Genomic DNA, 25963 nt, shown 5'->3' on the forward strand with positions numbered 1-25963 from the left:
GGCCGCTCTATGGTGAAATCGGCTCACGGCAATATTCATCGGCAAGCATGAGTTTAAGAACGCGTGTGGTGATGTTAGGATTAGACGGATCAGTGCTTTTCCCGCCCGTATCCGTATCAAGATATTCAATCTTCCAGATCAGGCGGTGTGCGCCAATGGCGAAAGCCCCGAAGTCACGTTCGTCAAACGGGTCTGTATGACCTGATAAACTCTTGGCATCACGGACAAGCTGAAAAGCGCACATTTGCGTATAGGTATTGAGCGCATCAATACCCGCTGTTGTTTCCACACGTCCGCCTTTGAGAGAACGGCGGAAGGCATCATTCATTGCGCCAATCTTGCGGTAGTAACTTTCGAAGTCGCTCATTATGACGCTCTGTAGATAAGGTGTTCACCCGCGATAGTGGTTTCCGTGTATTCCACACTCAGGTCACGGGCGATTGCGTCATAATCTATGTAGAATTGCAGGTTTTCGGGGATATCGCCGTAGAGTCCTTCTTCGACAAATTGCTCTGCCAACGCCTTCATGGTGCTGACACAATAAATATCAATACCGTAATGGTCAGGGTCATTTTGCGGGTCAAAATCGTACCCAAGCTCATCAAGGGCAATGATAGTGTTGATTTTTTCCCAAAGCTCCCAAGCATCCACGCATTCAAGAAAGTCCTTAAAATTGGCCTGACTTAATCCAATGGCTTTAGCGAGGTGATTATCTTCCGTTTCACCGTCAATGAATTGTATTTCAAATTCTTCAACTGATTGACCAAAGCGGTCTTTGCAGGTTGCGGCCTTGCGGTCATATTCCTCACCATCATGAAAATAAAACCCCTGTGCCTCAATGTTGTAGGGTTGTGCATATAAAACTGTTCCCATCTTTCCCGTCCTTTCTCGGTGTTTGGGGTTTCCGACATCGGAGGAAACACGCGCTCCAACCCTTGCCGCACCCACCACCCCCCGCCGCATTTTTCCGGCCCGGGAGGGGGCGGATAAGAAAGTCGGGATTTTCAGCCACGGTTCTGAAATCAAGATCGCAACCACGTCCGTCTTGATTTCACGGTTCTGGCTGAGAGAAATTTTGACTTTCCGCCCCCTGCCGCGCGGGAAAAATCAATAAAAAAGCCGCCCTCGATTGATCGGGGGCGACTGTGTTGATCTGTCAGGGATGGAAGCCGAATGGCCAAGACCGCTTGTGGGCTTGGTTCACGACAGCTCGACCCGGCTTTCATTTATGAAAAGGCCGGGGACAGGATTCAAGAAGCGCTACTCCGAAGCGAGAGTGTCTGAACAACAAGTAACGTCGATAAACAAACGACGCTCTTGGATGAACAGCACCTGTGACATTGGTACGATAGCCAGTAGAGGTAGTCGCAGACTACAGGGCATGGATGGGCGGGGAGCGGACCTCTACCGCGGGTGCGAGATCCGAGACGCCTCCAATCGAAGCAGACATTCGAGAGAGCTCGAAACGCGTCCTGCGAGTAGTAGGCCCGTCGGTCGGGGAGCGGACATATTTTTGTATTCAGCAGTCTAATACAACGTGCTGATTGCACGGCATAACCACCAGCCCATCACTGTGATAAAAGCCGGAAGAATCTTATTCTCGGCGGTCTGAAGTTGGGGCTCGCTGCAGATTCAGTTTGTCAAACTCAGCTTGCCGCATAATTACTTCTTTCGCAAACTTGACCATATCTGTGATCACCCGAGCGTAAAGTATGAGCTCACCGTCATGTGCCTTTTCTAGACCGCATCCTGCAGCTTTTGCGCAGGCCAGTAGCAAAGGAACCTGGTCCTTATTTGCAAACAACACGACAAGGGCATGCTCTTCATGATGATTAGTATCCAGAAGACCACCACTACAACTTGAGAAAGTGAAGAAACCTGCGGCTGAAAGGGCAATTACACTTGCTGCAATGCCTACGTCGAGACCAGATATTTCACAATCTTCGCAACGCTCGTCGTCAATTTGCTCAAGCTCCCCATGCGGATCTTGAGCAGTTTCTATTCTTTGCAGAAATTCTTGCTCTTGTTCCAAAACGAGTCGAGCGTCGGCCCATGGCCAGCCTTGATAATTAGCGAAACTATGGTTTCCACCAAAGTATCCTGATTCATCTGCTGCCTCCAGTTCATCACGTTCTGGCTGTAAATCATATGCGTCAGGGACATCTCGTACGATTTCAATATCGGAACATCGAAAGATAGATTGTCTCTCCATTACTATCTCCTTTGTCGTTCAGAACCGCTTCTAGCCTTGAAATCTTGATCAATACAGAAACAAGCGCAGCACATGGATCCCGTCTTTCGACAACTTTTCTATGACGAAATAAACTCAAGTCCAACGCGCGTAAGATTGCTTCCGAGTTTCTGGTTTAGATTTAGCGCATATTCGTAGCGAAGCTGCCATTTGACTTCGGCTTGGAGGCTCTTGATCTCCAGATCTCTATGGGTGGAAGAAACCCAACTCAACTCCAATGTGCGAACCTTTTTGCCATCTACCTGATCGAAATTTCCCGCGTTCTTTGCCATAAATAGCCGCCAGTGCGGTTGTTTCGCACGGTCTGCATTCTCTTCGCCAAGCTTTCCATAAATACTGCGAACGAGAATTTCCCCCCTATCTTCAAGGAAGACGAATTCATTAGAGTTCACCTGATCAGCATTGAGTTGCTCTTGACCGAAACCGCCTTCCAGTCTGACGGCCATGAAAGCCTTTGCCGTGTTGCCATTTTCATCCGCTGAGCCTGGCTCTAAACCCACTTTTCGTTGGCCTGGCACCATGTCACAAGCAGGTGAAACACAAACCCAATACTCAGGTGGCTGATTAGTTTTTTTGGTAATGGTGAAAATGTGACCAGAGGTCAGATATGTCCCAGTGGCGGGTTTACTCGAAATATATGAGTTATAATGACATTCAGATGCTTCACACTCTTCTTTAGAAAAAACGCCATAGTGAGACAGTAAATTCTCGCCATTCTGGTCTGCTGCCAGAAGCCTCATGCCGAAGTCAACCACCGGTGCATTAGAGCGATCAAGGAGGCCTTCATGGTACCGATTAATCTGGTCACTGAGAGTTGCTCTTTTATCGGCCTCGCTTTTTTGTTCTTTTAGATGTTCAAAGAATTTTCGGAAAACCTGCCTTTTGCTTAGCAGATCATCTTCAACAGATACGCCCTGTCTATCAAGTTCAGCACGAAGACGTGTCGAAATAAGTCTGGATGGTGTCGGCTTCCATTGCTCTATTGCGTCTTGCAATACTTTGACGAGGTCATCTGCCTGAGACTTCTTTGCAAACGCTATGAAACCGCGATCAGAGCGTATCCAGAATACGCCATCTTCATGTCGTTGATCGCACCAATCCAGTGCATCATGAGGCGAACGGGAAAACTTGGGGGCTAATTTGTCCTGCCAACGCTTCAGCGCAAAAACCGCAAAATGGAAGGGTTCATTTTCCTCTGACAGTCCTTTTGATTTCGCCCAAACTTCAAATGGGCTGAACAATCCAGATCGATTAATTGTTCCCATGTCCATTTTATTGCTTGATGAGTGCTTATAGCAATAGAGGAACTGTTGGATGCCAATCAATTGTTCAAGCTCGCGATTAAAGTCTTCTATGGCGTCTTCGTCTTCCTCCTCTTTCCAGCTGCTGATGAGCCTTTCATAAATCCGCTGACCTCTTGCTACGAGGGGATCAGGGAAGCTTTTTTCTTCATGCAGTAGCCCGATTAACATCTGCTCGAAAGGTTCAGCCAAATCCTCAATGGCAGTGTGTACAGCTATCAAGTTATAGTGGGGATTTTCGAGCATTTGGCGTGCGATTTCAATTGCCTTGTCACCGCCGCCTTCAGCACCGTCTAGTTGATAGTCCAATACAAGCATATCGGAATGGTAGAGATGAGCGGCCAGTTGTTCGAACTGATCGTTTTCCTCAGTAGGCACCAGTTTGAGGTCATCATTACAGGCTTGTGCTGAAACACCATCATGCATGTCAACAATCATATTTGGCTTGCGGTTCTTAAACGCCTGTACCATTCGCCTGATACGGTCTTTATTAGTTAGCCATTTGGCGTGCTGCTTGTTATCTCCTTGATCACCCAAGATTTTGTTCCAAGTCGGGTATTCATCATCAATAATCAGAACGGAACGAATTGGATCGATGAAGGCTTCTCGAACAAGATCTGAATAGGACATCGTTATTACATATTCTCAAAATTGGAAAAGGTTACTGCGAAATTGGCGCCGTCAAGTGGCATTGAGGTTGCATCTGCCACATAGTCAATGGAGTGACCACCTGCTCTCAGGTTGGCTCGACAAAGATAGAGTCCGACACCACGCCCACCTCTGGACTTTCTGGTAAAGAAGAGCTGAAACAAGCGCTTAACATCATGGGCCTCAATGCCAGGGCCATTATCAGACACGATGGCCTTGCCGTCGATTAGGTCCAGCCGAATTTCTTTATTTTCTTTTTCGGTAACGAATAGCCAATATTGACTATTATTCACGAGGTTGATGAACACCGGAAATAGGCGGGCGGGTTGGTCATAAACCTTTATGTTTTTGAAAGTTTCAGAAGCTGAGAACTTAATATGTCTTTTCCTCAACAACTCCTCAAAGAAGTTCCGCAGATAATCAAACAACTCTTCGCCAGAAATGTTTCTAAATGTTCTTTGTCCAGACACCTTCAAAGGGGCAAGGAAATTGAGTTGCTTGGAAACCCCTTCATAGCCATTACGGATAGAATCAGCTGCTTGTGATTTGCGCACTTCTTCTGGAAGGTTCGCAAGTCCTCTCGACATCATATTGTCATAAGCGTGAAGCTCGTGGCCAAGTATTTCAACAGCAACACCGAGCTGGGCCAACTCATTCAAACGCTCTACTTCGGCTCTTAAATCCTCGCTCTCCGCAACCCCATGCAAGGCAACATTTTCAAGGTCAATACTTTCCTTCAGTGCGTCTAACGAAGAGATGTAGCTTTCAAATATCTCTGTATCTTCTTGCATAAACTCCGCATGCCATACTTCTAGCTTCTTGGTTGCAACCGCAAGCGTTTCGCGACCTTCTTGAACAAGATGCAATAGCAAATCGGCTTGCTTATCAAACTCAGTGGCTCTTTCTGCTCTGATCTTTGAAATTCGAGCGCGTTCACCGTCGAGAAGCGTGTCTACTTTCTGCTTCCAAATACCAAAGTTTCGCGAAGATTGCGTTTTCAATCGTTTGATTTGCTTATCAAGTAACTCTGCTGGCTTCGCAGGAGCGTCTCGCTCGATCCACTCAGAAATTCTAACTGAAAGCCTTTCTGCCAGTCCAGTCGCTTCCGCTATAGAGTGTTGATATGCCTGATAATCCCGGTCTTCTTTCCGAGTTGTTTTTGCTGGTATGCCGCTTCGAATCTTTATTCTTGCAATTGTCCGGCGAGCATTTTCAAGCTTCTCCTGCGCTGACTGAATATCACTCGATGCACTGGCCTTCGCTTGCTTAAGGTGCTGTCGTATTTCTTCAATTAGTTGCGGTAATAGCTTATTTGCAGCGTCCAAATTTTTCCCGAATTCTTTTTTCTGTTTAGCCTTCAGCTTTTCAGCATCTAGCTCTGCCTTCTCCTTAGCTTTCTTCTCAAGATTCTCGTTTTGGATAGTTTTTAGCTCAGATGTACGAATTTCGGACGCGCTTCCAAAATAATCCCTCGCCGCTGTCATCAAAATGTTTTCGACAAGTTTTTTAAGGGTTTTAGCGCTCGTATTATCAATGAAACCTTCTCTTCCAGCCTTGTCTTTCAAGTTAGGATTTAGTGAGCGGCTTAATCCTAACCTGCCAAACATTCTGCGCTTGTTCCAGAACTCTCGCCCAGCGTTAAGACTTCGTCGCTGTTCTATTTCAAAGAAATCGTTGTCTTCTCGTCCGTATGGTAGGACACGGAGACCATCTCTATAGATATAAAATCCTGAGTAACGTAAGGCTAGTTCCTCGAAAAACGCGAATTGTTCATCACTGAGTGTTGAGCTATTTAGAACCCTATCGTAGGTTCCTATATAGATGTCACAAGGTCCTAATTTAGAATCTGATCGTTTGGGGATATGCAAATCTTTAGGCGGAAATATCTTGTAAGTATAGTCACCCACTCTCCACTTTCCAAAAACCTTAACACAACCGCTGAAGACTCCATGTTCATCTATTGTGCCATAAAAAACGTGCTCTAGCTCATTAATAATTTTACGGTCAAAGGGTGTTTTCTCATCAACCTCAGCTCTACGCCGATTAGCTTCAACAATATCCATAGAAGGGGAAAAATCAACATTAACGGCATTGACTTCCTTTGAAATTAGTGGGCTATCGCCTTTATCAAAATAGGGATCCACAAAAGCTGCTAATGTTTGAAAGAATCTATCCTTGATATATCCCTGCGTGCTTGAGGTATTCCCGTCCTGCAAATAGACGTGGAAATCTTCGTTTATCTCAGAAACGAGCATGATCGTGCCGTGGTCCGACTGATTGTTCCACAGGGGCCATGCATCGGCATGACGCTCCTCGAAACCAGCATCGACAATAGATTGCGCTATTCTTTCTGAAGGCGCTAACCATTTTTTATTGTCAAACAGGTCCATTTTATCGTTGAAAGAGAGCCAATCCTCATGGGCACCTTTGTCAAATTCAGTCCATGCATTCTGGATCCGGGCGTTTCTTGCGTCATCGCCTGATGTTCCCCAAACATTCTCCATCAAGCTTTCGACGAGCAAAGGAACTTCTTCGAACAACAACCCTTTGTTAGCCACAGTAGTTACAGGAATCTGGATATCGGAAAGGAGCAGATATGGATTTTCGAACAAGCGCCAATCAATCATGGCGATGACAAACTCATCATTCTGTCGTTTGGAGATTAAAAGCATGATCGGGCCCAAATGGGCGGAAGAAAGCCGACCAATGCCCTTTTGTCCCTGTTTGGATCGACGCGGTAACCCAAATCTATCGGCTATAGGTGTCTCAGAAGAATGCATTTTGCTTTCGGTACCAACTACCAACCACTTCTCGACGAACTCGTCATAGTTCATCCCATGGCCATCATCGGCAATTGCTACAACAGGCTTTTCACCGTCATACAGCGTTACGTTAACGCCAGTTGAATAAGCGTCGTAGGCATTCTTCCATAATTCGGAAATAGCAGTGGGAACATCAGCAATTTGCTCCCTTCCCAGGTGATCAAGGGTTCTAGCGCGGGTCTTGAAAGTCAGAGAGTTGATCATTGGCTGGATCTTTAAGCTGCGTCGCTGACAACAGAGCAACTTTTTTCCTGCTCTGCAATCAAAGATTTAATATGCTTTACTAATACCATCCCCAACTTCACAGGAACGGCATTGCCAATCTGCGCTCCTGCGGCGATGAGCCCTCCATGAAAGACAAACTCATCAGGGAATGTTTGAATTCTGGCAGCGTGTCTGATGGTTATTCCGTGATGCTCAGTAGGGTGAACGAATCGTCCTTTTGATGGATTGATACATGCCGTCGTCATTGTTGGCGCTGGCTCGCTGGGATTTATTCTCCCGTACACATCTTTATGCCCGTCGTGATTCTCATGGCATGGAAGGATTCTTCCGGAATCTTTTCTAGACCCGCCGTTCAATGGTGTTCGTTTGAAAGCTTCAATCAACTCCGGGCCATGATTCATGTGACGATCATTGGGGTCATCTGGAACGGCTTCAATGAACACAGTCGAACACGGAACCCAAGGAAGCAAGTTCTCATCTTCGGTTCGTGCTTTTTCGCTTCCGTGCGATGGTGCCGGTGGCCATTGGAAAGCGCCAAGATCTAATCCCTCATCCACACCAAGAATAAAGACCCTCTTCCGTCGCTGTGGTACACCATAGTCTCGCGCATCGAGCGTCACTGGGTCGAAAAGCCGATATCCCGCTTTGAGACCTTGTTCATAAAACTTGCCTAGATAATTCTTGTGGCGGCTCCAAAGAATTCCCGGAACGTTTTCCATCAGGAAAGCTTTTGGGCGCAAAGCTCTTACAAAATCAAAATAGGCGTAGACGAGCCCATTTCTTGGGTCATCGACACCTGCGTTATTAATTCTATGGGTCGAAAAGCCTTGGCAAGGAGGACCACCCAAAAGAAGATCACATTGGCCAGGTTCACTAAAATGCTTCTCGCGGATTTTATCGGCAGAGAGCGTCAAAATATCTTCTGAATACAGGCATGGCGCATCGCTGCGGTTACCCACACCAAAATACTGCCTATAGCTTTCTGAAGCGTGGCGATTATTCTCAATTGCGAATGCAATTTTTGCGCCGCAAGCATGTGCAGCGAGAGAGAATCCGCCAGCTCCCGAAAACAAATCTGCAACCAAGAATTCTCGCTCTGAGTCATCTTGGGCACACGCCGAATCAATCATGTTCCACATCTTTTGCATTTAAGTTGCATCAGGATATAGATACTAGGCTGTGTTGACAAAAGGGTTTGCAAATCAGTCTTTATTTGATTCAAGGATTCTTTTACGAAGGTATCCTTGTCCGAAGTTCAACATCGCTGGGATCTAAATGATTTTCTAAGCCGAAGCGAACTGACACCTCGTTCGCACTGCCGACGCCAGTCATTGACGCCATCGCATATGCAGCGAATGTCCGCTATTTGATAAACACGACGCATTATCGAACAGCAGGAATGGGCCGGAAGCAGCATAGCACTTGGTAGACTTGCCGTTTCGGATAGAAGCTCGCGCAGAAACAAACTCTTAAAGCATCACAGCCAATTCAGGTTAAAGGCGTGGTGTTTTAGCCACGAGATACAGCTCAAGGAAAAACAATCAACAGCTTCAGAATGGTCATTGTTCCAACCTCATAATTGCTAAGAGTTTTCCCATGCTACCAAAAGATTCACAACCGGAAGAGATCAAGATTTTTGTCTTTGATTGGGAACCGAAGGGGCCTAGGTGGTGATCCAGTCGCTTGACCCGAACCATTTGAATGTAGAATTCGCTCCTGTTTCTTCCTCATGCCTAGACTGCGATCCAGGTCTGCTGAGAAGAGTCCTTGCATAGCCAAGTGACGCGGGCCAGATGATACGGTTGGCGTCAGCCTGGCAATGAAGGTAAGGCCTTAATAAGAAAAGAGGAGCAATAAATGCTCCTCTTGGGTTCAAGTTTATCAGCTAGGGTTATCGTCGAGACGACACCGGCCCAGACGGACTTCCCCGATAGCTACTCGTGCTACTCTCATAATTCGTTGGATCTTTCCATGTCCATGCAGATGCGATGCTCGTGGAAACAGCTTCAGGCAGCCGCGACCCGGTAATACCGTCGGCAGACCGGCCATCATTCGGGCTATGAGAAGCCATGGCAGAGATTAACTGCTGCAACCTGCCATGTGTCAGCTCACGATACCCTGTTTCAAATTTAGCCACTCTGTTGCCAGAACTGGAGAAGTAATCCTCAAACAACATGTCATCATCAGTGCCAATGATCGAAACGCGAAGATCATCACTTTCCTTTTCAAACCATAGATCTTCGGCACGAATGTCATTGGAAAACCGAACAATGTCAGCGGCGGCATTGACCCTGTTTTCTACCCGGAGCGTGTCATGACCATCACCAACACCAAACCGGATTTCATCAACACCGTGTCCTCGAATAATAAGATCGTCACCCAATGATCCGTTTATAACGTCATCATGGGCACCACCCGTTAGCGTATCATCGCCAATACCGCCAAACAGCCGGTCTTTGCCATTGCCTCCAGTAAGCCTGTCATCACCAGAGTTGCCATGGATGGTATCATCACCATCATCGCCATTTACTGTGTCATCGCCGTCACCAGCAAAGATGGCATCATGACCAGCACCGCCTCTCAGCGTATCTCGACCATCCAGAGCGATAATCCGGTCATCGCCAGATCCTCCAGACAGTGTATCATTCTTGTTGGATCCCTCGATCCAGTCTGCACGACTGGATCCGGTGACCGATCCACCATTCGTATTGGCAGCATAGGCATTGTCAATATCACTAAGCCTGAGCGCCAAACCATCAGTAAATTCGAGCCACTCAATACGGTTTGCTGCTTGGTTCCAATTTGACACTTTTATCCGATTGTCGCGTTGAGATGGTTTGACATCTGGCTGCTCGTTATCCCGGAGCGCTACGAAGAGATCATTCCCTACGCGTTCCAAAGCAACATGCTGCAGCGAGATGCCTGGGCCAAATACAATCGTGTCTTCGGAACCACCAGCATCGCTAATGGTATCAGCACCATCTCCAAAGTTGAAAACGTAAACATCATTACCGCCAGCATCCGTAATGCTGTCGTTGCCACGACCACCAACATAGATGTCACGCGAAGTTCCACCACTTATGTTGTCGTTGCCAAGATCACCGTCAAACCAGCTCGCTTGTGTCGCACTCAGAGTATCGTTGCCAGTCCCCCCGGTTTTGCTACCCTTCAGAGTGCTGATATCAGCGGCATAGCCATTAGCAAACAAAACCTCCTCAATGGAGTTTGTTGCATTGGTAAACTTGCTGATCGTGACTGTGTGATCGGGCTGATCGTTTTGCCCGTAAGGCAGAATTGAGAATTTCAGGTCACCGGAAGATGCATTGATATCAACCTTGAGGTCTGAGAACCAGATGCCTTGGCCAAACTGAAGCTGGTCCTGCCCTGATGTATCAAAAATAGTGTCATGATCTTCATTTCGGCCGATAAGATACACATCGTCTCCGGAGCCGCCACGCAGTATATCGTCACCACGTTCACCTCCGATCAGGTCGCGCCCCGCACGTCCTTCAATCGTATCATTGCCGTCATCGCCCGTAAGATAGTCGTCACCATTACCACCATCTACAAGGTCATCACCATCACCACCGAATAGGCGGTCATTCCCATCATAACCGCGAATTTTGTCGTCCCCATCAGCGCCAATGAACAGGTTTGCATCAGAAGATCCATTGATCGTATCATTTCCGTTGCCACCGACGTAAATACCGCGTCGATTGCTGACAGAGTCATTGTTAGCCGAACCAACACTGAATGTTCTGCCTTGATCTCCGGCAAAGCTGATGATGTTGATCGAGGAGTGGTCTGCAAACGTCAGGCGTTCAATAGAATGGGGATTGACCTCCTGGCCCTGATGATTTTCGCGTAGCGCCCAGTCCTTGATACGGACACGGTTCTCCATAGACCGTGCTGACGTCGACAGAGGGTTATCATCTTCAATTCCGATGATCAGATCATTTCCATCCACCTCAAAGGCAAGGTCGTCCAGTTCGATGCCCCGACCGAATAAGATCGTATCCCCGATGTGGTCTCCGTCAGGGTCGTGGTTATAGGTGACCGACGATGTAGCCGTCGTCCAGGTTTCTTTGTCCTCAGCGGCCCCTATCGATTGGGTAACAACACTTGAAGTGGCCGTATAATCAATGTTGTCACTGCGCAGGTCGTAAATCTCATCTACACCGCCATCCTTGCGGATAAAGTACAGATCATCGCCTTTGCCGCCATGCAGTTTGTCATTGCCTTCACCGCCAGCAAGAATATCGTCTCCGTCGCCGCCAAAAAGGTCATCATGACCTTCGTCGCCGAAGAGTGTATCGTGATCATCCCCGCCCCAGATGTCATCGTTTCCAGCGCCACCACGCAGCAAATCCTGGCCTTCATGGCCATATAACCGGTCATTACCATCACCGCCAATCGCGGTATCATCACCTTCACCGCCGGACAAGATATCTTTACCATCTCCCCCTTCCAGATGGTCGTGCCCCCCTTCCCCTTTAAGAGTGTCGTCTCCCCCGGAACCAAAGGCGATATCGTTACCTGCGCCCAGGATAATACGGTCTTTCTCATTTCCTGCGCGAATATACTGATCACCAGAATTGCCGGAATAATCATGCAACCTGCGTGTATCACCGGAATTCAGCTGTGACAAATAACCGGTTATATCCGTTCTTACACCATCAGCTGTTTCAACCCATTCAATCCGGTCTTTTTCATTGGTCCAGTTCTTGAGCACAATGCGATCAGCAAGTTTGGTGGGGTCTGTTGCAGGTTGGGCTGGGTTGACAATACCCGCAACAATATCATTACCCACGCGTTTAAAGAGCAAATCGGATATATCAATACCTGGTCCAAGAAGAATCGTATCCTGACCACCGTCAACATGATCTGTACGCGTTTTGGTCACATTACGAGACCCCACAAAAGTGGTTGGCCCAAAAACACCGTTTGCTGTGTATGTGTATGTTTCTCTTTCAACATAGGATTCGGTGACTTCATGATGATCTGTGATCGTCTCAACACCAGACCCTTTGCCGAAGACATAGACATCATCACCTCCGCCCCCATTCAGACGATCCGAACCGCCGCGGCCATCCAGAAGATCGTCATCCTTAGAGCCATTCAGGGTATTATTGCCTGAATTCCCCAAAACACGTTTGTGGTTTGTGTATGCATTTGCAGATGCCAGAGATTCGGACGGTGTCGGAAGAGAAATGGACTGCGATGTGTATCCGTTAGATATCTGTTCAATGCGTGACAGATCAAACACGGTCCCATCGCCAAAGCTGATATATTCGATCTTTTTGTTTGAGTTGACCCAGTCTTTGATCCGTATCTCATCATCACCGAAAGCACCGGTTTCATCATCTACGATACGTAATCGCAGGTCGCCACCATTGACAATGTCGATATGAACATCTTCGGCATCAATGCCATATCCGAAAGCTAATCGATCAACACCACCTTCAACGGACACAGCCTCATCGATTTCATCACGCCCATCACCACGAAGGTAAATGTAGAGATCATTCCCCTTGCCTCCAGACAACTTGTCCGCGCCCTGATCCCCGCGCAGGATATCATCCCCGGTTCCTGTGGTCAGAATGTCATTACCACCACGACCACGCAGGACGGAACCGTCCTCCGACAATGCTCTCAGATGATCATGCCCCTCAGTCCCGATAGCCGACTCAAACCCACGATCCGACAGCCTGAGATTGAAGCCACGATCTCCTTCAAGGATCAGGAGGTCATTGCCTTCACCCCCAGAAATCTGTGTCCAGTCATCTTCCTTGTCAGCCACGACGATGTCATCCCCGCCGCCAGCGTGCAACCAGTCGCGACCTGCACCACCATCCAGACGGTCATTGCCGTCATGACCCGTCAGACGGTCATTACCTTCGCCGCCGATCAGGACATCGGACAGCGCACCACCGACGAGATAATCATTACCCTTACCGCCGGACATAACGCTGTTCAGACGATCAGAACTCCCCCGAGACAGACGGTCGTGACCATCGCCACCATAGACCGCTTCCAGATTTGCTGATGTCAGATTGAGTGTGAGACCCTGATCGCCTTCGACATAGGCAACATCATAGCCGTCACCACCATCAATAACTTTGTCTGAGCCGTCAACGAAAAGAGCATCATGGCCATCGCCAGCCCGCAGGGTATCGGCTCCATCGCCACCAATCAGGACGTCATGACCAACCCCGGTCGTGAGAATGTCATCCCCGGCCTTGCCATCCAGAACCACGCCAGTTTTGTTCGAAGATGTGAAGCGGTCATTTCCACGGCCACCCGTCGCGCCAGAATAGTTCGTTCCACTGCCTTCAAGGGCCATATTGACTGGCGCATCGCCAGAGGCTTCGAAGTAATGATACTCAGTTCCCCAGGTTTCCAGAATGACCTTGCGACCGGTTGAGGTCTGCTCTTCTTTGATGCCGTTCTTCAGATGTGCGAATCCAAAGTCACCGGCATTGACCGTGGTGCCATCCGTGCGAGTGACTTCAGCCACGCCATGGATGGTTGAGCCATCCCTGAAAATAGCCAGTGGAGCTGCTTCAGTTTCGCCATTTTCGTCAAGGTCGACTTCTTCCGGGTCGACATTACCAAGATCAATTGACTGAATCTCTGCTTCAGCAAGGGTCAGCAATTCGCCGTCGTCAGAAACACCATTGAGATTTTCGTCCTTCCAGATCCGGAACTCGGACCACCGCGCATCCTTGCTGTCAAAAACACCGTCCTTGTTGGAATCGAAGCCACGCTTCAGTGCATCCAGATCTGTCAGAGCCCCCGAAATCAGTTCGGTCAGAACAATTTCTTCCGCACGGGTTATCTGGCCATCCGGGCCAGCTGATCCGTCTTCTGCCAGATCCAGCACCAGCAGCCCGTCATCCGGTCCAACCCACGCCGTTCTTTCCCTGAACCCGTCATTATCAATGTCAAAATAGACCGGAGACTGATCTGTTGTAAGGATTTCCAGACCATCACCATCCAGATCAATGACAATAGGCTTTGCAGAACCTGCGTCACCTTTACCGTCGTCCCGACCACCGAACACACTACCCAGAAGGTCACCAATCGCATCGCCAACGGTTTTTTTGCCTTCTCGTGCGCGTTCTGTCTGTTCCCTCGCAGACAATGCGGCCCAACCACCAGCGCTGATATCCGAACTGTGAGATAAAGCCGCAGACAGACCTATGCTGTAATCCTGGCTTTTCCAGCCATTATAGCCACTGATATTCGTCACCTCTTTAGGAACACCCGGGCTCGCCTGAGTCGTTTTCTTCAAGCCCTGCGTAGATGAGAAGGAAAAAGCAAGTGGCGTTGTTATCGTAGGTGTGCCGAAGTTGATTTCATCCGTCAGATCAAAGGCGGGGTCAAAGAAGTTCTGCAGGCCGGGTTCAACCAATGACGCTGCTGAAGGTGGTCGGTGACCTGCATACTGACCATAGGTTCCAGGATCATTGTGAGCAAGATCAGCAAGAAAATCTCCAGTGTTATACTCACTCCCAGCTAACGAGTAACTATCATTTATAGGATGAGTAACAGCAGCAGCGTTAACACTAGATACATGGCTTGTGTTAACGACTTGTCCACTGTGAATACCAAAATCAAAAGAAGGAGGCCCAGAATAGAATCCGTTATATAGCTGTTCTCCCAAAAACGAGCCAACAAAACTTCCGGTAGCAAATCCGATCGGACCAGCAACTGCCCCAACAATAGAACCTAATAAGAGTCCACCAGTAGCTTCAAACCCTAGCAGACCTGCTTCATATTGAACACCGGTTATCCCATTTGATGAATAAGCCACACCCAGCCGGACGGTACCAATAGCAATTCCCGTGATAGAATTAAATTTATCCAGATCATAATCCGTAACAGTAGATATAAACCCAGACTGAACAGATTTATAAGCTCCAATTACCTCTATAACACCCGTGTTATTATCCACTGGTCGATCTGAAGTACTAAAAACAGAACCAATAACACCACCTCTAAGATCATTCTCACCAATATTTGACATTTTACAGCACACTCCAACGAGTTCTTATAACCAGCCTTGCCATAACCATGTAATCAATCCCTATCATCCCGAAACAACTAATTAGAAAAGCGTCTCTTACAAAGAAAAACTCACCTTTTCCGATCATTGGATAGATCGGAAATCGCCCATTCGAATACCCAGCCTCATTACTTAAAATATAAATACCAAAAACTGCTAAACAAATAGCAGATCCAATAATAAAATAATTCAAGATATCAAATTCAGGATAATCATTTCCAATTTTTTCTTTTAATTTAGCTTTAAAGAAGGAAATAACAATAAATATTATTGCCAATAAATAGGACACAGAAACAAAAATAGAGAATTTTTTAAAAATTAATAAATCATTATTAGCGCTCAATTCATTAAATAATGATGTCATTATATTTTCAAAATCAAAACCTATCAAATAGTATAAACTAATGTAGAAATCACTGGATATACAAATTACATAATTTACAATTATCAGAAATGAAAATAGTATCTTCAGATATAGAATATCTGATAAAGATTTTTCATCTATATAAAAATCTCGAAAATTAATGTATTCTCTTCTTATGTTCTTCATGGAGCTCACCCAGTCGCATCTACAGCAAGATCAATCCCATTAGCTATCAAATTAGACATTACTACCCTCTCTCAGGCTAAATGATCCAAAAACACCATTCACAGCAAGACCAGACAAAGAAAAAACAAATATACCAGGAAACAAAACCCAAATAAAAAACTGAAAAATAAGAGACGTTTTTGCAAAACGAATTATTTCAACCCCATCATTTGCATCGATTGAATTCAAAGGTAATTTAAATTTTACAAAATTATTATTTAAATAAATCCACCCGTTTCTTGTAAATACTGACGGACTAAAGAAATATGAATTTATAAGCGCTGCAGACAACAAAAACAAACAACAAGCGCCGATAAAGACAAATACATTGTCATAAAAATAATCTAAACCAAGCTTGTATAAAGAAAAAAAGGCTGAAGTGGAAAGAATGAATACTGCGGTAGCTACGATTTTTCCAAATAGCAGGTTCTTATAATTTAAAGTGATATTATTAATATTTTGCATGATTGCCCCTTTTTTTCTTTAAGAAATTAAAATCGAATAACTAAGCTCCATACAGGTGCAAGAGTTCTAAAACAAAAGCTTTGACACATTTAATCCTAATACCTCATATCCCACCTTACCCAAAATAGAATAAAGGCGCCGATCCCGAACCGTACTCGCCGTATCATGCACCAACAGTCTTTTGCACCCGCGATGCTGAGACCAAAGCTCTGCTGCCTTGATCAGTCCTAGACCGACCCGGCCGACCAGCAATGTTCCACGCACTTCATCAGAAACATAGAAGACATGAACCGTTGTCATCGCGGTGCCTTCTCCGAAGAGATATTCCCCAGCAGAACAATAGAGAAAGCCCAAAGTGCGTCCGTGAAGCTCGGCCATTAAAACGGCTGACCGATTGGGATGCGAAACCGCATCCGCAAACAGACGGCGGCATTTGTCTTCGCTGAACGTGATATCGGAATAGATGCTCTTATCGTGAAACTCTCGACCCAAGGGGAGGATCTTCACCACTTCTTCCGCTTCCTGCGCAACGCGAATGCGCAGTCCTCTTCCGGCAACACGGCCCTTGTCGGCCTCGCTTTTGTCGCCTGCACTATTCTCGTCTGATGCTGTCAGCATCATGACCCCCCTATTGCATTCTGACCAACTCCGCATAGAGACCATCGGCTTTCACCAGGTCATTCTGCGTTCCGGTTTCTGCAACCTGCCCCTCGTCCATTACCACGATACGATCAGCACCCCTGACTGTGGTAAGGCGATGGGCCACAATTATCACGGTTCTTCCTCTCGCTACAAGAGACAAATTCTTCTGAAACGTGCGTTCTGATTCATAATCAAGCGCTGCAGTTGCTTCATCCAGAATGAGAATTCGCGGATTTGTCGCAAGCGCTCGGGCAATCGCGATCCGCTGCCTTTGGCCACCCGAAAGGTTGGAGCCGCGCTCCTCCAAAAGGGTGTCATATCCATGGGGTAATTGCAGGATGAACTCATGTGCACCTGCCAGCTCAGCGGCTTGAATCACCCGTTTCATCGGCATGGCCGGGTTAGATAATGCGATATTATCCCGCACGCTCCTGTTGAACAGAATATTGTCCTGAAGCACCACACCGATCTGCCGTCTGAGACGGGCTGGATCCAAAAGGCTGATATCTGTACCATCAATGAGAACACGACCATGCTCTGGGACATATAGTCGCTGCACCAGTTTGGTGATCGTTGACTTGCCTGATCCCGAGCGACCAACAATCCCAATTGTCTCACCTGATTCGATCGTCAGCGAAACATCACGCAGAATCTCCGGTTCACCTGGTCGGTATCTGAAGGTGACATTCTTAAGCTCTATACGCCCCTTGAGGCGGGGCAAATTGTCGGGCGTTGACGATGTAGTCGCTTCGGTTCTCGTATTCAGAATATCCCCGAGACGCTCAATCGAAATTCGAAACTGCTGAAAGTCCTGCCAAAGCTGGGCAAGACGAATAACCGGCTGACTGATATGACCCGCAAGCATATTGAAAGCCACAAGTTGGCCAACTGTCAGTTCCCCATTGATGACGGCCTTTGCACCTATCCAGAGAACCAGAGCCATTGTGATCTTGTTGATTGTCTGGACGGCCTGGGATCCGGCAGCTCCCAGCGTAATGGTCTTGAAGGAAGACTTCACATAGGCGGCAAGGTTTTCATCCCACCTCCTGTGCATCTGTGGCTCAACAGCCATAGATTTAAGGGTTTCGACCCCTGCAATGTTCTCCACCAGAAAAGACTGATTGATCGCCCCGCGCTGGAAACGCTCCTCCACACGCCTTCGCATCGCTGGCGTAATGCCAATCGATAGCGCAATGTAGAATGGCACAGACCCCAGTACAATCAGCGTCAGAACTGGCGAGAACAGCCACATGACCGAGAAGAAAACCACTGTAAACAGAAGATCAATTACAAGGGTCAATGCGGAGCTGGTCAGGAACTCCCGGATGCTATCAAGCTCACGAATCCGCGCAACCGTCTGCCCTGTCGGGCGGCTCTCAAAATACGCAATCGGTAGAGCCAGCATGTGGCGGAACAACTGGGCACCAAGCTGCACGTCAACACGGCTTGTCGTATGTGAGAAGATATAAGTTCTCAGGAAGCTGAGTACAGCTTCAAAAAATATGATGCCAACCAGACCGATGATCAGCACATCCAGCGTTGTCAGCCCCTGATGGACCAGCACCTTGTCGATAATAACCTGAAAGAAGAGTGGTGTTATCAGCGCAAAACACTGAATGAAGAATGAGGCAATCAAAACCTCCGAAAAGAGCCGTTTGTATTTTGCTATGATTGGCAGGAACCAACGAAACCCAAATTTCAGACTGGTCGCAAGATCCTGAGCCCGTCGGGCACCAAGGATAAGCTCCCCGGGCCACTCTGCCTCAAGCTCCGAAAGCAACATGTCTTCTGCGGGCTCCCCAGGCCTCTGGATCAGCACCCTGTCGCCACTCACTTTGGCGATAATAAAATATGTTCCATTTCTGGCACGTCCAATGCCTGGAAGTGGCAGGTTGCCCAGTTTACGTGAAGACGTTGTGACTGCTTTGGCCTTTAGACCCTGCTGCCGGGCAGCGCGGACCATATCAATTGGATTGATTTGCCCGTCATCCGATGAAAAGTGATGGGTGATCTGCTCGACATCTGCACGTATCCCGTGATAACCAAGCAGCAACACAAGGGATTCTGCACCTCCGAATGCCACATCCGGATCGTCAGATTCGGCTATTTCAGCGGGCTGTACGCTCACAACATTGATCCCGGAACAAGAAACTGTTACCACACATAAACAATCTTTGATATTTAGTCATCTACCCGTGATGGGAAAATTTGCCCTGTGGATGGTATGCGCGGAAATGACACAGTCTAAAGTATTTAAATCCGCCTCGGCGAACGACGCCCTTGAGTTTCTGCCTGCAGCACTCGAAGTTCTTGAAACCCCACCTGCACCTTCAGGGCGTATTCTCGCTCTGGTGATCGCATCCTTTTTTCTGATAGCAGTCGTCTGGGCAGCGATGGGCAGCATTGAAGTTGTTGCGGTGGCTCAGGGGCAAATCATTCCCAGCGGCCAAGTCAAGACGATCCAACCCCTGGAAACTGGCGTCATACGGGCGATCCATGTGAAAGACGGGCAGACAGTTGACCAAGGCGCACTTCTCATCGAACTGGATCCCACGGATGCATCAGCCAATGTGAACACATTGGAGCATGACCTTCTGATGACTCGCCTTGAAGCCGCGAGAACCAGTGCGCTGATGTCGGATAACGCGCTTGATGCATTTGAGCCGCCTAAAGGCTTAACAACGGCATTGGTCTCAAACGCAAGAAATCTGATTTCAGACACGAGAGAAAGACACAAGGCAGCGCTGAAAAGTCTGGAAGCAGAAATCGAGCGCAACCAGTCGACCCTTCGCTCGCTGAATATTGAGAAGGACAAACTGGATAAACTGCTGCCGATTGTCCGTGAGCGTCTCGACGCTCAAGAGCAATTGCTTGAAAAAGAGCTAACCCAGAAACCGATTGTCTTGTCGCTTAAGCAGGAATTGATCGAACGGACAGCCACCTGGAAAGATTTGAGAGAGAAACGGGCACAGACCTTCGCAACAATCGAAGGGCTTAAACAACGAAAGCAAGAACTGATCGCAAGCTTCATGCAGGAGCTCTATACTCAACATCAAACCTCACTTGCAGAAACAGCAAAGCTTGAACAGCAGCTCATTAAAGAAAAAAAACGACAAACCTATCGACAGTTGACATCACCGGTTACGGGCACTGTTCACCAACTCTCAGTTCATACTGTCGGGGCTGTGGTGAACTCCGCGCAAATGCTGATGACCATTGTACCGGCGCATTCAAAGCTTGAGATTGAAGCGATGATACCAAACAAGGATATTGGCTTTGTAGAACCCGGCCAGAAAGCCAGAGTCAAACTTGAGGCCTTTCCCTTCACGCGTTACGGCCATATCGATGGCACGTTGGCATCAATCAGTACAGATGCGATTGCCCATAAGGATCTTGGCGCAGTCTACAAAGCAGTTGTTCAACTGGATACACAAACAATAACCGCCGATGGCAAGGCAATTTCCCTGTCGCCGGGAATGTCAGCAACCGTAGAGGTCAATACTGGCCACCGAAGAATTATTGAATTTTTCCTGTCACCACTCCTGCGCTACCGAGACGAAGCTATCCGAGAACGCTGAAAACATGACTGACACTGTAATTGAAAACCCATTTGAAACGACGCTCGGTGATTCAAGCTGGGTAACGGAAATCAACAAGGATGATCAGGGCCAGCTGTTCAAAATGCGCCGAAAGCGTGCAAGTCTGATTATGTTTTCTGGCGGAATCGACAGCACCTACGCGCTCAAGAGAATGCTTAACGACACAGACGACGATATTCTGGTCCATCACATTCACCTCATTAATATTGAAGGTCGGCATAAAGCGGAAGCAAGAAGCTGTGCAGCGATTGTTGATCATCTGAAGGCAACGACACGAGACTTCTTCTATACGGAATGCACAATTGATCGCAGCCGGTTCCGGGCTTTCGGCATGGACGTCGTAACAGCAGCTTTCGAGGCTGGCATAGTCGCATCGAGCTTCTTTAGAGAGCGTGGCTATATGGCAGATCGCTGGACAACAGGCGCTTGCTTGGATGAGATTGAAAATTCAGGTGTCGAAGATGAGAAACAGAGGCTGGAAGCCATGTTGATGGCAGTAGACATAAACTGTCGCCCCAATCCATCACCCAAATATTTTCAGCTCCCGTACATCAGAAAGAAAGATCAGATCGCTTACCTCGGCCCAGAGCTGACTCAAATGTGCTGGACATGCAGAACGCCGATCGCAAATGAAGACGGCACGTTTGAAGCATGTGGTGAATGCAAAACATGCAAATTGATGCAGCGCTTGTGATTGTTCGTAGGGCTACCGAATTTGAGAGAGACCAAGATTATTCGTTGATATCATTATAAGCCGCAAGAATATTTCAACATATCGGGATGCAACGGGGCTTTGCCCCTTGCCAAGGTCGTATTGTAATACAATACACACCTTGCCTTGCCTTGCCTTGCCTTGCCTTTCGCGACATGTTTTCTTAGATCACCAGCATCACAAGAGTATCGCTAACATGTTTCGTTTGCTTCTGAAATTAACCGATGGCGACTATCGACGGTTTCTTGCGTCATACCCAAATGAAATTACAATGTCGTACTGGGAGTTCGTCAGCATCCGCCGAAGCTTTGAAAGAAAACGTCAACATGACCGAGCAGATGTAAATTTCTGGAAACGTCAAAGGGAATGTTCGAATTGAACCCAGCGGCAAAGATGGTAACCTTCATAAAAGTCGAAATGGGGTTGATCTTCTATGAATTATACGCGCGCATGCGCTACCTCCTTGCATGGCGTATCACGGCAGCGGTTCTGCTGGTTCCCATCGGGTATGCCCTTACAGTTGGCGCTATTGCATTTAATAACAACGTATCGAGCTGGGCAAGTTATTGGTCTCTGCATTACTTTGAGAGTGAAGAGGGTTTTGCGAAACATGATATCAATTTAGCAGACCCTATTGAGACACTTGAAACTACCACTGGACGGCACACCCTATACCGAGCAAAAGACTATGTGTGCCGTGTCGAGACTTGCTATGTAATTACAACAACGCACTCGCTGGGATTGGGTAATCCTATCCCACTACGAGAAGAAGAAGCACGCGAGCTTTTTCCTCAAATCACCACCAGTAATGACATCGTGCAGATACGTGGCCTCGTTCCGTACAACGCCAATGATGAACTTGCAATCTACAAAAAGCACGTCCAAATCTGGTTTGGTTTGTTGAGTGGATGGGGAGTAATAAATACGTTGCATCTGGATAATGAGGATATCAAAGAGAGTATCTGGCAATTCTTTCGCGACAACCAAGATGCGCAGGTAATTCAATGCATCTATTTTGATAGTGGCGATGGATATAGAATATTTTATTGGTTGGGGGACACGTGGCCTGATGGAGTTCAGCACAGTAAGTTAGTCGAAAGATGGGGCGCTAATCGACATCCCCTGCAGATAATACAGGAACCAAAGAGAAGCTGTCCAAAGTTGCGGAATTTTACCCACTAATTTAGAAATACGCGCTCCCGTGGAGGCATGCCCGGATAAATACCCACAATAAACAACTATATAGTGTAAGAAGGCGGCTTGCCTGTAGATTCATGCCGATACGGATTCATCTTATCCATCAACATTGTGCCAAGAGCATCATGGCCAATTCTTGCTGCATGTAAGAGAGCTGTTTCACCCCTCTTATCCTCTGCGTTCACATCAATGTCTGTGTGATCAACAAGGTATTTTGCGCAAGAATAATTGCCCAATCCGGCAGAAAAATGTAGGGCGTTCTTGCCCGTAAATTCGTCCACATAATGCACACAGGCTGGATTTTCGGCGACAGCCTGTTTTATGCCATCCAGATCACCGTAATATGCAGCCTCAATAATATCGTGTCTAAAATCCTTTATAAGATTACCCAAATTGTCAATTACGTTAAATGAAATAATATTACTTACCATTTTATACTATTCTTTCGAAATTATCAAAAAATATTTGAATATCAGGCCTATCTAATACCTCTATACTGGAAAACGGCTGTAAATATCCGGGCGTTGCAAAGGAAACAAAACTACATTCAAGCTGTTCATCAGGGTCGGCTTTGAATAGCAAATAAAGCGGAATGTGCGCATTATGGCTTGTCAGGTGACATGAAACGCCGTTCCGGGTAGCAATGCCAACGCCGGAGTATTGTTCTTCATTCCAATCACTCAAATCCTTTCCGGTGATCGACAATCGCGAAAACTCAATCTCTTCTGGTAACGGAATGATGGACACCCAGTAAAAGTGTTCATTTGGAATCTTAGTGATATAAATCAGGATAAGTTTGGATTGTAGTGGACCGGGGATCTGAGAAGTTTGCTCATGACAGACGTATAAGCAGCGCTCTCGCTTTAAAGCACCGAGCGAGTAACGGTCCGGCGGCGAGCCTTCGTCGTAATACTGAATTGCGGTCGATGCTCCCAACGTATCAAGGAATGTTTCGCGGTTGAACAGAACCAGCGCACCACGATTCTGAGCTATTAGGTAAGCCTGTACTGATCGACAGGTATGAAGTTCTGTCTTTGCGACACGATTCATTGACCCATTCAAAAAACGATCTAGTGTTTTGTAAGATAGACTTCCAAGTTCGAACGGCTGCTTGGTTTCTGGGTTTACAAGCGTCGTATCGCTATCTTGGAAATCCAGAACTTTTCTCCGAAAATGGTCGTGGAACGCCGGAAAACCTCCGCGCCCAGTCTGCGTTTGTCGCCAAGATAAGTGAGCGTCAGATAGTTGTTTCCACAATAGGATCTTCGCCGTTCGATCATACTCCACAGACAATTCGATAGTTTTTTGATCAGAAACAAGATGAATCATGAATAGCTCTAAAGCGCCTTTTGCCTGCCACTTTGTCCTAAATTCGTTGGTGTCAATCCGGCACCAGTGTGATGTCGAATTGTTGGGCCGTTTTCATCATATTGAACGGTATATGGCAGGCAAAAGTGCTCAATTTCAAATGGACGACCAGACTGCACGGCTTTGCTGACATCTAGATAAGTGCGTACATCGCCTAGAAATACTGCTCGTTGGTTTTCGGGATCAGTGATATCATGCGTTGCATCTCTGAAACATTGAAAGGCTATTTCGATAAATCGTTTTGCTCCTTCCTCTCCATATTCTTGCCGCAGGTTCAATAGTATTTTTTTGATAATGCTGATATCTGCAACCGGAAATCTTTCAACACCCGCATTACTTGCCAACTGAGAAACGGCATTCATATGTTCTTGACGTTGACTGGACTTTAAACCCTCGAGATGAACAACCTCTGAGCCAGAATGCTCTGGAGTTCGTCGCCTGATAACGATTTTATTCATCCCCTCCTGTGGCCCGGTACGTGCAAAATCGTGATCAGTCAGCCATGCAAACATACAAGCGGACGATAAAGCGCTTGCTACGGTCAGTGTTTCAGCATCGGCGACAGCTGCTTCACTCAAGTTTTCAAATTCATATTCACTCTCTGAAACCTCATCAATATCCCTCTTGAATATTCGACGAAAAAAACCTGTTAGTGATTTTAGCATGTTGTTCCTTTCCCACCTTGAATGGGCGCTCCAATAGACGGAACAGTTCCCAATGATGGGAACCAATATGGGGTTTTCATAGTAATGAAGTTTAAAGTCTTTCATGGAATTCGAACCTGTGAAAACCAAAAATTTATATGAATCTTCGTCGATGATCTTGAGAAGTCTTTTCCTCATTCTTCGAAAGTGTTTTGGTTTCAGGTCGTCAAACTTAAGCATTCTGGTCTGTGAGAAATGGCTCAGCATACAGTCGTATCTCGCTCCAAATATTACCTCAGCATAAATGCTCAGCATGATGGCGTTGACAATTTGGGAAGCATTTTCCGATGTCCAACATAACTGACGAGAAAACATAACCTCTACTTCTGGCTGCGAGGTCAGACGGAGTGCTGTGTCTACAACTGTGGCAGAGGGTTTATCTTCGTGGTTCAGCTCCAAGATTGGCTTTTGATTGCCGCCACACACCATGTATTCGACCTGCGGCTGAAGATTTGGCAACTGACCTAACAGCAACCAAGACTTACTAAAGGGTCGCTCACGGTCCTTTTCAGAATTCAGCGTCGGATAAAATGCATCATAAGGACGGCCAGCCTTTAACCAGTGTGCAATCGCCTGCTGTGACACGTTGTATGCGTACACAGCGACAGCGTTCTTAGCAATTTCCTTCGGAATTTCTCTTTTTTCCAACTTGTCCCATCCGTGTCCAACTCGCGGGTTGGCGACCCGTTATGAGAGATAAGTATCTCAGACGAAGGTGAAGAAATCCATGGTACAACCAGTAGAAAATAGACGACCTGATGTCACCGTTGCAAAAGCCTCGCCGCAGGTAGATTCCATCAAGCCACTAGGACAGCATTCACAAACCGATGCGTGCTCATTGTGGGCAGGAATAGAAGCCCATGCTCACCACCACCACCCTTACGATCATCTCAATAAGTCGCTACGTGACAACCTCTGCTCGTGTGATCACTACGCGCCGCCCCTTGAAGTGCTGGTCTCCACGGCCTTCAACCGTGACTTGGCAGCTTACTGGACCATCGAGGGTACCGGTGCCCCGGAGATCTACAAGGCGGTTCTTGATGAGCTCACCGTCTACCACACGGGCAAGCTCTACGGCTTCGACCGGAAGCGGCTAGATTTGTTCAAATGGGGCGAAGGTGGAGACGATTTCATTGACCGTGCCTTCGGTCAGGACGCCTATCGTTCCCTGCGGCGTTATCTGGATCGGGTGCGTGTTAATCGCGTCAACCGATTGAGCCGCGTTCACTATGACCTTGCTCTGCTTCTTCATCACGGCAGATCTATCAGAAATTGCCGCCTGATCGGCCCCTGCGCTCAAAGAGAGCGCTAGCCCTCATTTTTTCTCCGACAAATCCGCCCGCACCTAACGGGTGCGGGCGTCATCATTGTC

General features: G+C 47.3%; 18 protein-coding genes. 4 read left to right on the top strand and 14 right to left on the bottom strand.

Annotation, left to right across the window (positions count from 1 at the left end; genetic code table 11):
* Positions 1–7: 7 nt before the first annotated feature.
* The 11 genes from RA157_RS04320 to RA157_RS04370 all read right to left on the bottom strand — a co-directional run bounded on the left by RA157_RS04320 (position 8) and on the right by RA157_RS04370 (position 19139).
* Complete coding sequence (locus tag RA157_RS04320) at positions 8–367, bottom strand: DUF3768 domain-containing protein (protein WP_350335248.1); 360 nt, start codon at positions 365–367, stop codon at positions 8–10.
* Positions 367–1038, bottom strand: coding sequence for an antirestriction protein ArdA (locus RA157_RS04325; RefSeq protein ID WP_350335249.1), 672 nt, complete (start codon positions 1036–1038; stop codon positions 367–369). Before RA157_RS04325 ends, RA157_RS04320 begins: the two co-directional genes overlap by 1 nt.
* 556 nt (positions 1039–1594) lie before the next feature.
* Positions 1595–2212 (bottom strand): hypothetical protein, encoded by a 618-nt coding sequence (locus RA157_RS04330; protein ID WP_350335250.1) that lies wholly within the window; start codon positions 2210–2212, stop codon positions 1595–1597.
* A 98-nt stretch (positions 2213–2310) separates the two neighbouring features.
* Positions 2311–4182 (bottom strand): response regulator receiver domain, encoded by a 1872-nt coding sequence (locus tag RA157_RS04335; RefSeq protein WP_350335251.1) that lies wholly within the window; start codon positions 4180–4182, stop codon positions 2311–2313.
* 5 nt (positions 4183–4187) lie between these two features.
* Positions 4188–7226, bottom strand: a complete 3039-nt coding sequence (locus RA157_RS04340) for an ATP-binding protein (RefSeq protein WP_350335252.1) — start codon at positions 7224–7226, stop codon at positions 4188–4190.
* Positions 7227–7237: 11 nt separating this feature from the next.
* Positions 7238–8377, bottom strand: coding sequence for a DNA cytosine methyltransferase (locus tag RA157_RS04345; protein ID WP_350335253.1), 1140 nt, complete (start codon positions 8375–8377; stop codon positions 7238–7240).
* Positions 8378–9138: 761 nt separating this feature from the next.
* Positions 9139–14661, bottom strand: coding sequence for a calcium-binding protein (locus tag RA157_RS04350; RefSeq protein WP_350335254.1), 5523 nt, complete (start codon positions 14659–14661; stop codon positions 9139–9141).
* Between the two features lie 616 nt (positions 14662–15277).
* Complete coding sequence (locus RA157_RS04355; protein ID WP_350335255.1) at positions 15278–15679, bottom strand: hypothetical protein; 402 nt, start codon at positions 15677–15679, stop codon at positions 15278–15280.
* A gap of 237 nt (positions 15680–15916) precedes the next feature.
* A complete protein-coding gene (locus RA157_RS04360) occupies positions 15917–16369 on the bottom strand; it encodes a hypothetical protein (protein ID WP_350335256.1) in 453 nt (150 codons plus the stop codon).
* A 66-nt stretch (positions 16370–16435) separates the two neighbouring features.
* Entirely contained in the window at positions 16436–16990 is a 555-nt protein-coding gene (locus tag RA157_RS04365; RefSeq protein WP_350335257.1) for a GNAT family N-acetyltransferase, read from the bottom strand.
* A gap of 7 nt (positions 16991–16997) precedes the next feature.
* The gene (locus RA157_RS04370) at positions 16998–19139 is read right to left on the bottom strand and encodes a type I secretion system permease/ATPase (RefSeq protein ID WP_350335258.1); all 2142 of its coding nucleotides are present in this window, start codon (positions 19137–19139) and stop codon (positions 16998–17000) included.
* A 106-nt stretch (positions 19140–19245) separates the two neighbouring features.
* Here RA157_RS04370 and RA157_RS04375 point away from each other — a divergent pair, with 106 nt between their 5' ends.
* The 3 genes from RA157_RS04375 (at position 19246) to RA157_RS04385 (ending at position 22504) form a co-directional block, all read left to right on the top strand.
* Positions 19246–20589, top strand: coding sequence for an HlyD family type I secretion periplasmic adaptor subunit (locus tag RA157_RS04375; RefSeq protein WP_350335259.1), 1344 nt, complete (start codon positions 19246–19248; stop codon positions 20587–20589).
* A 4-nt stretch (positions 20590–20593) separates the two neighbouring features.
* Positions 20594–21304 (top strand): adenine nucleotide alpha hydrolase family protein, encoded by a 711-nt coding sequence (locus RA157_RS04380; RefSeq protein WP_350335260.1) that lies wholly within the window; start codon positions 20594–20596, stop codon positions 21302–21304.
* A gap of 384 nt (positions 21305–21688) precedes the next feature.
* Complete coding sequence (locus RA157_RS04385; protein WP_350335261.1) at positions 21689–22504, top strand: hypothetical protein; 816 nt, start codon at positions 21689–21691, stop codon at positions 22502–22504.
* 56 nt (positions 22505–22560) lie between these two features.
* Here the strand turns inward: RA157_RS04385 and RA157_RS04390 are convergent, their stop codons facing one another.
* Genes RA157_RS04390 through RA157_RS04400 form a run of 3 tightly spaced genes read right to left on the bottom strand, consistent with a single transcriptional unit; the run spans position 22561 to position 25239 of the window.
* Entirely contained in the window at positions 22561–22950 is a 390-nt protein-coding gene (locus tag RA157_RS04390) for an ankyrin repeat domain-containing protein (protein ID WP_350335262.1), read from the bottom strand.
* 1 nt (position 22951) lies between these two features.
* Positions 22952–23848, bottom strand: coding sequence for a hypothetical protein (locus RA157_RS04395; RefSeq protein ID WP_350335263.1), 897 nt, complete (start codon positions 23846–23848; stop codon positions 22952–22954).
* Positions 23849–23856: 8 nt separating this feature from the next.
* Positions 23857–25239, bottom strand: coding sequence for a hypothetical protein (locus RA157_RS04400; protein ID WP_350335264.1), 1383 nt, complete (start codon positions 25237–25239; stop codon positions 23857–23859).
* A gap of 79 nt (positions 25240–25318) precedes the next feature.
* Between RA157_RS04400 and RA157_RS04405 the strand changes: the two genes are divergently transcribed.
* The gene (locus tag RA157_RS04405; protein ID WP_350335265.1) at positions 25319–25903 is read left to right on the top strand and encodes a hypothetical protein; all 585 of its coding nucleotides are present in this window, start codon (positions 25319–25321) and stop codon (positions 25901–25903) included.
* The last annotated feature ends 60 nt before the right edge of the window (positions 25904–25963 follow it).

Origin of the sequence: Coralliovum pocilloporae, from assembly GCF_030845175.1 — a bacterium.
GTDB classification, from domain to species: Bacteria; Pseudomonadota; Alphaproteobacteria; order Rhizobiales; family Cohaesibacteraceae; genus Coralliovum; species Coralliovum pocilloporae.